This window comes from Nitratidesulfovibrio liaohensis, from assembly GCF_011682075.1.
GTDB classification, from domain to species: Bacteria; Desulfobacterota; Desulfovibrionia; order Desulfovibrionales; family Desulfovibrionaceae; genus Cupidesulfovibrio; species Cupidesulfovibrio liaohensis.
This window is the reverse complement of record NZ_VSMK01000672.1, coordinates 1-828: the sequence shown is the minus strand read 5'-3', so window position 1 is coordinate 828 and position 828 is coordinate 1. Positions and strand designations below refer to the sequence as shown.

Annotated in this window: 1 protein-coding gene; it reads right to left on the bottom strand. The window is 71.5% G+C overall.

Features of this window, described 5'->3' with window-relative positions; translation table 11 throughout:
* A partial coding sequence (locus tag FVW27_RS17610; RefSeq protein ID WP_167127705.1) for a UvrD-helicase domain-containing protein occupies nucleotides 1-828 on the bottom strand: 828 nt, incomplete at both ends.

The following is an 828-nucleotide window of genomic DNA, read 5'->3' as shown; positions in this document are numbered from 1 at the left end:
GTGGGCGCCTCGAACAGGTGCAGTTCGCCGGGCAGGTCGCGCGCGGCGCGCAGCGGGCCGCAGGCCGAGCGGCCCTGCATCAGCCCGCCCGCAAAATCGAGGATGCGCGCCGAGGAACGGTAGTTTTCCTCCAGCGCCACCACGGAAAGGTCGGGCCACGCCTCGCGCAGGAAGGCGGCCACGTCGCCGTGCGCGCCCCGGAAACCGTAGATGGACTGATCCGGGTCGCCGATGCCGAAAAAGCCCGCCCCGCCGCGCGGGGCCAGCGCCCGCACCAGCGTCAGCTGCAGGGGCGAAAGGTCCTGGATCTCGTCCACCAGCACGTGCCGCCACGGGCTGGCGTAGATGTTGTTCTGCATCTGATCCAGCCAGAATTCCAGCAGATCGGTGTAGTCGGCCAGATTCCAGGCCGCCTTCTGCTCGGTGTAGCGGGCCAGCAGCGGGGCGTGCTCCGCAAGGCACGAACGCATCTTCTCGCGGCACACCCCGATGGCTTCCCACGCCTCGCGCAGGCGCTGGGCGGGCTCGTCGGGGTTGGCTTCCGCGAACACGCGGCGGGCCGCCTCTTCCGAAAGCAGCACCGGTGGCGTGGGCGTGGCCCGGTGCCAGTATTCGAAGGCCAGGGCGTGCAGGGTGTCGGTACGCGGCAGGGGGGCGTCCTCGCCAAGGGCGGTGGCGAGGCGCTCGTCCATTTCCGCCGCCGCGCGGCGGGTGAAGGTGACGGCCAGGATGCGCCGGGCGTCGATGCCCGTTTCCACCAGATGCAGCACCCGGCCCACCAGGGTGCGGGTCTTGCCCGTGCCGGGACCGGCCAGCACCAGCACCGGC